The sequence below is a fragment of the Klebsiella sp. 28 genome, assembly GCF_018223905.1.
Taxonomy (GTDB): domain Bacteria; phylum Pseudomonadota; class Gammaproteobacteria; order Enterobacterales; family Enterobacteriaceae; genus Klebsiella; species Klebsiella pneumoniae.
Map to the genome: position 1 here is coordinate 1 of NZ_JAGRQY010000147.1, position 9408 is coordinate 9408.

General features: G+C 55.3%; 6 protein-coding genes and 1 pseudogene. 3 read left to right on the forward strand and 4 right to left on the reverse strand.

Features of this window, described 5'->3' with window-relative positions:
- The 3 genes from KHQ28_RS22540 to KHQ28_RS22550 all read right to left on the reverse strand — a co-directional run.
- The coding region (locus tag KHQ28_RS22540) for an aldose epimerase (RefSeq protein ID WP_069345702.1) at positions 1 to 600 on the reverse strand (600 nt) is incomplete at its 3' end.
- Complete coding sequence (locus KHQ28_RS22545) at positions 600 to 2036, reverse strand: sugar porter family MFS transporter (protein WP_032418493.1); 1437 nt, start codon at positions 2034 to 2036, stop codon at positions 600 to 602. The genes KHQ28_RS22545 and KHQ28_RS22540, both read right to left, overlap by 1 nt.
- A 69-nt stretch (positions 2037 to 2105) precedes the next feature.
- Positions 2106 to 5381, reverse strand: a complete 3276-nt coding sequence (locus KHQ28_RS22550; protein ID WP_032418491.1) for a DUF5107 domain-containing protein — start codon at positions 5379 to 5381, stop codon at positions 2106 to 2108.
- A 112-nt stretch (positions 5382 to 5493) separates the two neighbouring features.
- Between KHQ28_RS22550 and KHQ28_RS22555 the strand changes: the two genes are divergently transcribed.
- Complete coding sequence (locus KHQ28_RS22555; RefSeq protein ID WP_211777687.1) at positions 5494 to 6690, forward strand: ROK family transcriptional regulator; 1197 nt, start codon at positions 5494 to 5496, stop codon at positions 6688 to 6690.
- Positions 6691 to 6763: 73 nt separating this feature from the next.
- Positions 6764 to 7196: pseudogene (locus KHQ28_RS22560) on the forward strand (DoxX family protein).
- 55 nt (positions 7197 to 7251) lie between these two features.
- Here the strand turns inward: KHQ28_RS22560 and glyA are convergent.
- Positions 7252 to 8505: a serine hydroxymethyltransferase gene (glyA, locus tag KHQ28_RS22565; RefSeq protein ID WP_002914027.1), complete on the reverse strand. Its 1254-nt coding sequence runs from the start codon at positions 8503 to 8505 to the stop codon at positions 7252 to 7254.
- A gap of 325 nt (positions 8506 to 8830) precedes the next feature.
- On the opposite strand from glyA, the gene KHQ28_RS22570 reads away from it, so the two are divergent.
- Positions 8831 to 9408: globin domain-containing protein (locus KHQ28_RS22570; protein ID WP_228298288.1), on the forward strand; the 578-nt coding region annotated here is incomplete at its 3' end.

The window sequence follows — 9408 nt, forward strand, 5'->3', positions numbered from 1 at the left end:
ACCCACGTTCAGCCAACGATCTTCACCAAACTGAGCCACGCTGAAATTGGCATAGTCGGGCAAGTTTCCTTGCCAGTTGAGAGGTAAGTGATTCTCCCCTTCCGGCCAGTAACCGCTGACCTGGAACTGAACCTTGCTGCGTTCATCGAAAGGGAAAAAGGGATGAAAGCCGCAGCCGTAAAGCGCAGGGACCTCCCCATAGTGGGTAAGCGTTAGCTCCGCTATCAGCTGGTTACGCAGCAACTGGTAGCGGAGCTGCGCCAGATAATCGAAACCGCAGGCATGCTGCCGACGCAGCTGTAATACACAATACTCGGCGCCGTACTCAATAATATCCCAGCGCTGTAACCAGCCGTCACCGTGAAGAAAGAAATACTCGTCGGCATGGTGGCGAGGCAGGATAATCTCCTGCCCATGAAAAATAAAACGGTTGCCGGCGACGCGATTGGCCAATGGCAGCATCGGAAACATGCCGCCGGCGGGATTTTCATATAGCACCGGCGCTTGATATTGCCGCGAGAATAAACTTTGCACTTTGCCGCCCAGAGAAGAGACGCACATCCGCAGATGCGCGTTCTCCAGAATCCACTCTTCCGCCATTAGCGCATCTGCTCCTGCTTCGCCGCATTCACGCCCGTATGACGCTGCGCCAGCTGCTCTTCCAGCGCTTCGAGGGTGATACCTTTCGTTTCCGGGACGTTGCGCAGGATATAGAGGTAGCCGGCAGCGCAAATAACACCATACAGCAGGAAGCTTCCTGCCGCGCCCAGACCGGCATTAAGCAGCGGGAAAGTATAGGTTAACAGGAAACAGGCGATCCACAGCGCCAGGGTACCTAAAGACATCGCGAGTCCACGTACGCGGTTGGGAAAAATCTCCGCCAGCAGCACCCAGGTCACCGGCGCCAGGGTCAACGCATAAATAGCAATCGCCGCCAGCACCAGCAACAGTACCGGCCACCCCATAATGCCCATGGCGTAAGCGCTGGCGATCAGCACATAGATCAGCGTCAATCCCGAAGCGCCAAGCAGCATTAATTTACGGCGACCGATTTTATCCACCAGCGGCAGCGCCGCAATGGTAAAGACCAGATTAACGACGCCCGTCGCGACGATCGATTTCAGCGTGCTGTTAATATCGAACCCCGCCGAGGCAAAAATCTCCTGCGCGTAGTTAAAGATGACGTTAATCCCACACCACTGCTGGAATATGGCGAGCACCATGCCAATGATCACAATCGGTTTCACCTGGGGAGCCAACAGCGCGCCATAGGAGACTTTATTGTTATCCTTTTCCAGGGTATGCGCGATTTCACGCAGGATCCTGTCGGCATAGTCGGCAGAACCAATGCGTTCCAGCGCAGCCCGGGCGCGCTCCGGTTTACCGGCCTTCATGAGCCAGCGCGGCGACTCGGGGACAAAAAACATCAGGACCAGAAACGCCAGCGCCGGCACCAGTTCCGCACCGAACATCCAGCGCCAGCCCATCTGCCCATTCCAGCTGTCCACAATCATCTGCTGCGTCGCCCCCGGCTCCACCGGTTCAGCAATCATCAGATTGATTAACTGAGCGGCCAGTACGCCAATCACGATGGTGAGCTGATTGACCGCGACAAAACGCCCTCTTTTCTCTGCCGGACTGACTTCGGCAATGTAAAGCGGGCTGAGAGCGGAAGCCAGACCAATCCCTACGCCGCCCACAATGCGGTAAACCACAAACATATCGAAATGACTGGCGACCGCCGTCCCCCAGGCCGACGCGCTGAACAGCACGGCGGAAAGAATTAATGGCAGCTTGCGCCCCAGTTTGTCTGCGCACCATCCCGAAATTAATGCGCCGAAAATACAGCCCAACAGCGCTGAGCTCATCGCCCAGCCGGACTGCGCCGGATCGGTAATAGAAAACCAGGCTTCATAAAATGGCTTAGCGCCGCCAATCACCACCCAGTCATAGCCAAACAGTAAACCACCACAGGCGGCGACCAGACAAATCGTCCAGACGTAGCCCATTTTCAGATGTGTCTGCGCGTTGTTCATAATGATTCCTCTATAAGGGAAACGCAGGGAACAGTAGGGTTCAGGCGGGCCGAGCCCGCCCATTGAGGTTCAGGAAAAAATGCCGCTTTGCAGGGCATGGCGAATCAGATGCGCCTTATCATGAGCCGGATTTATTTGCAGAAGCTGCTGCATCCTCTGCTGGCAGGCGGATACGTTGCCCAGCCCCAGATGGCCCAGCGCTTCAATAAACAAGCAGTGCTGCAGATGTCTCTGCTGCGCTGATACATCGAGAACCACCAGGTCCGGAAGAGAGACGGCAAAAAAATCGACTTGCGGAACGTCATCCCGATGCTGCGCGGCCCAGTCGATAAAATGGCGGAAGTGCTGCTCGGCCTGCGCTGGGTTACCGCTCTTACGCAGCGCAATGCCCTGCCAGAAAAGGTAATCGGCGGGTTGATCGTTGTAGTACCGCCCGGCGTCCAGCGTTGAGCCCCCTTGCCGGGCAAGCTGGTAATATTCCGCCGCCTGCTGCGCATCCCCAGCCTGTTCTGCGCAGTAGCCCAGCAAATACCAGATATCGTTATCCGTTTGCCCAGGCAGTCGCCCCTCCCCCAGATTGTCGGGATAGCGTAATGCGGCTTTCAGACAGTCCGTGGCCTGTTTAAACGCCCCACGCTCGATGAACTGTAATGCCCGATGGAGCTGATTGAGCAAATACTGGCCGGTGATTTTCCCTTCTCCTCCTTCCCAGGGATGGAATACGCGCGTATCCAGAATCGCGGCGGCATCGGCATAATGACCGGACGCGTTCCACAGGCTTAGCAGCTCAGCGGTCAGGTCGTCCCGCTTCAGCACCACGGCTTTACGTTCAACCAGCGTCGTCAGTCGCTCATGTACCGGCCTGGCCAGTAATTTTTGCAAAAAATCGAGTTCAAACAGGAAGCGCGCATTGTCCGGCTCCAGCGCTACGGCGCGCTGCAGATAAGCCAGCGCCTGCGTTGCATCCTGCTGTTTATTCCAGGAGTAAACGCCCAGCAGACGATGAGCGGGCGCATAATCGGGAGATTTTTCGAGCGTCTCGCGCCAGCAGCTCACCGCCTCGTCATAGCGACGTTTGCTGTACCAGAAGCAACCGAGTAGATAGCGGGCAAAAGCGCTGTCGCCCAGCGACTGCAGCATCTGAACTTCATCGAGTGAGTTAGGGAAACGAACATTGTGCGCATGGCAGTGCTCGGCGGCGGCAATAAACTGTTGGCGTTCATTGGCATCATCACTTAGCGACGCACGCCAGAGCATCGGCAGCGCTTCCTGACTGTCCAGAACCGCAAGAACCTTTTTCACCGCCGACGTCTGTCCGATAGAGAGCAGCCAACCCGCCAGCAGGCTGGCGTTGACCCCTCTGCGTCCCGTGATGCGCAGCAGGGCTTCTCGCGCGTCGTCGCTCCGCTCAATCATCCAGCGCGCGCAGTGCAGCGGATAGCTCAATGGGTATTGCTCAAGAGAGGCGAAAATAAACTCCAGCGCTGCTTTCTTCTGCCCACTGTTGGCTAATGCCAGCGCTTTCAACCCCATCGCCAGAGGATTGCTGGCGTTGAACCGCAGACTGGTGTTTACTTTTTCCAGCGCATCGGCAACATCACCGCGCTTCATCGCCAGCCGCGCCAGCGACCACCAGGCGGCGTCACGGCAGTTACCGCTCCAGGAGGCTTTGTAATAGTGATCCCAGGCGCCTGCATCATCCCCCATCCTTTCCAGCACGCTGGCAAGCAGCATACTGGCTTCGCCATCTCGCGGGTTCTTATTCAAACGATGCGCGCGCTGTAGCGCAGCACGGGCACACTGTTCCGCCAGCGCCCAGTCGGCACTGTTGAACGCCAGGGTACCGAGGGCAACATTATTGCGATAATCCTGCGGATCGAGCTCAACCGCCCGACGATAGTAATCCCCGGCGTAGCGGCTTGCGTGGTTGTATTGTTCAAGGTGCTGGCCGATAAAATAGAGCTCGTCGCCATTGTGGATCGCTTCCGGTAACGCGGGCGCTATAGCTGGTTCGGGCAGCGGCGTCTGTTGGGTAATATGTTCCTGATAATCCAGCAGCGGCTGGTTCTCGGCGGTTTTCACTTTGAGGGTTAAGCGCCCGACGCCATTTTCCGGCAGCGTCTGCTGCCAGCTCTCACCGGGCTTCAGCGTCAGCTGAGTTTCGTACAATGGCTGATGGTCAGCGCTGAGTTCAACCACGATATGATTTAGCGGAGCAATGGCATATACGCCAAGCAGCAGTTGCCCAGACTCGCGAACCAGCTTCAGTGCCAGCTGTGTATTGGCATTTTGCACCATCCCTAACTCGCTGTAGGGAAGGAAATTTTGTACAAACACCTTCTCTTCATAAGGCGCAAGCCACGTAAAGTCAGGCTGGTTATCGGTGAAGACGCCGGTCATCAGCTCAATATAAGGGCCATTTTCATCAGTCAGATTTCGATCCCAGGCCTGGCCAAAATCCCCGTACCCCCAGCTCCACTGTTTCTTGCCAGGAGAGACATGGTGATCGGCAACATGCAGTAACCCGCCTCGCTCGTCATGATGATAAGCGCCGACAAAATCGTAATCCGACTTCTCCGCCATATACGAAGTGGGTACCGGGACGTTTTTATAACGGGAGATATCAACCCCCGCAGAATAGTCCACTTTGTAGTAGGTACCGGTGGCAATCGGAAAAGCGGAAACATCACGCTTACCATGGTCGAATACAGCGGTGACATCGGGTGGGAATACACTCTGGTGGGCATCGCCGCCTTTTACTGCAGGGTTGGCCCACCACAGGAAATGGCGCGGCGTGGCGTTACCATTGAAGATCTTGCCAGTGATTTCAATCAGCGCGCGGTCAGGATAGAGCGTAAACCCGGCCATAACCTGCAAACCGCGCATGGGCTCCGCTTCCCCCATCCATACGGTCTGCGCGCCGTTTTCTCCCTGCTGAATAGAAAAATCGACCGGCTTAAAGGTCGTCGGCCGGTGATGTTGCGGCCAGTTAAATTCGATTCCGCCGGAGATCCAGGGCCCGAGCAGCCCTACCAGGGCTGGCTTAACCACCTCATTGTAATAGACGAAATCACGTTGTTTGACTTTGTCATATGCCCGGTGAATACGGCCGCCGAGCTCCGGTAGCAGCATGACCCGAAGGAAATCATTCTCCATCCACACTGCCTGATAATCGCGCATTTCGCGTTCGCCGGTCAGGGTATCAATCACGCCGTAGGGATAGACGCTGCCGGAAGATCCTTGATAAACACGTTTTTCCAGAAACATAGGGTTCGGATCTTCCGCTCCCGTTGTCCACGTTGGTAATGAAATGATTTCCTGCCAGACCTTAACCGAACCGTACATGATGCCTCCACTAAACAAAACGAAGTAAAAGTTGCAATAACAGGAGTCTATATCGCCAATTCGCTGTTAAAATGCGCAATGCTCACGCAATATAGTTAAGGGAGTTAAGTGTATGCAGCGTACTGGCTTTAATAACGCCCGGGTCAGGCAGGCCAATAAGTCGATTTTTCTTTCCCATCTGTGGCGGGAAAAGCAGCTCAGTAAATCACAGCTCTCTCAACTCACCGGTCTCTCCATTCCGGCGGTGAGCAATATTCTGGCCGAGCTGCTTAGCGAGGGATTGATCGGTCACTCAACGGAACACTTGAGCAAACGGGGCGTGAACAGCGGCAGCTACCAGATCCCCGAGCACGGCGCCTGGACACTGTGCATGAATATCACCCCGACCAGCATTGAATATCAGCTTGCCGACGCCCGCCTGCTGGCAGTGGATGGCCATCAGCATTTGCCGGTCAACGCGCCCACTCCTCAGGCCCTGCTTGAGGCCATCGTTGAATGCTGGCGGCATATCCACCGCCGCTACCCGCAGCACAGCATCAATCTCGCCCTTGGCGTGCATGGTCAGGTTGATCCGATTACCGGCGTTTCACAAACCATGCCCCAGGCACGCTGGAAAACACCGATCGAAATAAAGTATCTGCTTGAGGAGCGGCTTGGCGTGCAGGTTCGGGTGGATAACGACTGCGTGATGCTGGCGCTGGCGGAGAAGTGGCAGCATCAGGGTACACAGCAGGATTTTTGCGTGATCAACGTCGACTACGGTATCGGCTCGTCATTTGTGATTAACGATCATATTTATCGCGGCAGTCTGTACGGCAGCGGGCAGATTGGGCATACGATTGCCAATCCTGACGGCAACGCCTGCGACTGCGGAAGATACGGTTGCCTCGAAACCGTCGCCTCTCTCAGCGCGCTGAAAAAACAGGCCCGAATGTGGCTCAAAACGCAGCCTGAAGCAACGCTCGCCCCCGAGCAGTTAACCACGGCGTCGCTCATTGAGGCCTGGAAAGAGGGAGATGTGCAAATTCGCGCATGGGTTGATAACGCTGCCAACGCGATTGGCTTAAGCCTCTATAATTTCCTGAATATATTAAATATTAATCAAATCTGGCTTTACGGGCGCAGCTGCGCCTTCGGTGAGCAGTGGCTGGAAAGTATCGTTAAACAAACGGGTTTCAACCCCTTTGACCACCGGGATACGCCGCGAGCGCACGCCACCCAAATAGGCTTTGGCCAGCTGACACGCGCCCAGCAGCTGATGGGGATAGGTTATCTGTACGTTGAGGAGCAATTGCAGACGCTGGTTTAGTCATAAACTAACGTGGCGGAGCGCAAATTTGTGTATTACGTTTAAATCACACGTCTCTCATAACGAGCTGATTATGAACACACTCCGCTATTTTGATTTTGGCGCTTCCCGCTCTCTGTTGCTGCTTATCGCCCGCATCGCCGTGGTGATTCTGTTTATTCTTTTTGGCTACCCCAAACTGCTGGGCTTTGACGGTACGGTGCAGTACATGGCCGCCTCCGGCGCGCCGATGCCGACCCTGGCGGCGATTATCGCCGTCATTATGGAAGTGCCTGCCGCGATTCTGATTGTGCTCGGCTTTTTCACCCGCCCGCTGGCGGTCATCTTTATTTTCTACACCCTGGGCACGGCGGTGATTGGCCATCACTACTGNNCACTACTGGGATATGACTGGCGATGCGGTATTGCCGAACATGATTAACTTCTGGAAAAACGTCAGCATCGCCGGCGCTTTCCTGCTGCTGGCGGTAACCGGCCCCGGGGCGATCTCCCTCGACCGCCGCTAATCTCCAGACGCAAAAAAGGCCGCATACGCGGCCTTTTTGATGTCAACGCTAACGCTTACGCATATACCGGGAAGCGGGCGCAGATATCCAGCACTTTACCTTTCACGCGCTCAATGACCGCGTCGTCATTGATATTGTCCAGCACGTCACACATCCAGCCAGCCAGCTCTTTGACTTCCGCTTCTTTAAAGCCACGGCGAGTCACTGCCGGAGAACCGATACGGATACCGGAGGTTACGAACGGGCTCTTCGGATCGTTCGGCACGCTGTTTTTGTTGACGGTGATGTTGGCGCGGCCCAGAGCGGCGTCAGCTTCTTTACCGGTCAGGTTTTTATCCACCAGGTCCAGCAGGAACAGGTGGTTCTCAGTACCGCCAGACACCACTTTGTAGCCGCGGTTCAGGAACACTTCCACCATCGCTTTAGCGTTTTTCGCAACCTGCTGCTGGTAAACTTTAAACTCTGGCTCCATCGCTTCTTTCAGCGCCACCGCTTTCGCCGCGATAACGTGCATCAGCGGGCCGCCCTGCGCGCTTGGGAATACCGCAGAGTTCAGTTTTTTGTACAGCTCTTCGCTACCGCCTTTCGCCAGAATCAGGCCGCCGCGCGGACCCGCCAGGGTTTTGTGGGTGGTGGTGGTCACAACGTGAGCATGCGGAACCGGGTTCGGGTACACGCCAGCGGCAATCAGGCCTGCCACGTGCGCCATATCGACGAACAGGTAAGCGCCGATGCTGTCAGCGATTTCACGCATTTTCGCCCAGTCAACGATACCGGAGTAAGCGGAGAAACCACCGATGATCATCTTCGGTTTGTGTTCCTGAGCCTGCTTCGCCATGTCGTCATAGTCAATTTTACCGGACTCATCAATACCGTAAGGGATGATGTTGTACAGTTTGCCGGAGAAGTTAACCGGGGAGCCGTGAGTCAGGTGGCCGCCCTGCGCCAGGTTCATCCCCAGCACGGTGTCGCCCGGCTGCAGCAGCGCGGTGTAGACGGCAAAGTTAGCCTGGGAGCCGGAGTGCGGCTGGACGTTAGCATAGTCAGCGCCGAACAGTTCTTTCGCGCGGTCGATTGCCAGCTGTTCAACCACGTCGACGTATTCACAGCCGCCGTAGTAACGCTTGCCCGGATACCCTTCAGCATATTTGTTGGTCAGCTGAGAGCCCTGCGCCTGCATAACGCGCGGACTGGTGTAGTTTTCGGAGGCGATCAGTTCGATGTGCTCTTCCTGACGTACTTTTTCCTGCTCCATAGCCTGCCACAGTTCGGCATCATAATCGGCAATGTTCATTTCACGCTTTAACATCCGCATCTCCTGACTCAGCTAACAATAAAATTTCGGCCTAAAAAGGCGGTCCGATTGGACAACGGCCCACAGTATAACCGAATCATTCTGTGATAACAGGTCTTGACAAAGGATTTTACGCAAACGATTGGCTCCGCATGACACAAGGCTTTGAGCAATAACGCCTCTCTCAGTATCAACGGATTTCTTTTCAGGTTTGTGATGCAAATTCTTCATGTTGTAACTGGATCGGGGGAATGTGTTAAAGAACCATTTACAACGCAGGGTTATTTCTTTAAGATGCATTTAAAATGCATCATTAAGATAACACATAAGGAAGCACGCTATGCTTGACGCTCAAACCATCGCCACGGTAAAAGCCACCATTCCCCTGCTGGTAGAGACCGGCCCGAAATTAACCGCCCATTTCTACGATCGTATGTTCGCGCATAATCCGGAGCTCAAAGAGATCTTCAACATGAGCAACCAGCGCAACGGCGATCAGCGTGAAGCGTTATTCAACGCTATTGCCGCCTACGCCAGCAATATCGATAACCTGCCTGCCCTGCTGCCGGCGGTGGAAAAGATCGCCCAGAAACACACCAGCTTCCAGATCAAACCGGAGCAGTACAATATTGTTGGCAGCCATCTGCTGGCGACCCTCGATGAAATGTTCAGTCCGGGCCAGGAAGTGCTCGATGCCTGGGGTAAAGCCTACGGCGTGCTGGCGAACGTCTTTATCGGCCGTGAAGCCGAGATCTATCAGCAAAACGCCAGTAAAACCGGCGGCTGGGAAGGGACCCGCGCGTTTCGCATCGTGAAGAAAACCCCGCGCAGCCAGCTTATCACCAGCTTTGAGCTCGAACCGGTTGATGGCCAGCCGGTCGCCGATTACCAGCCTGGCCAGTACCTGGCCATCTGGCT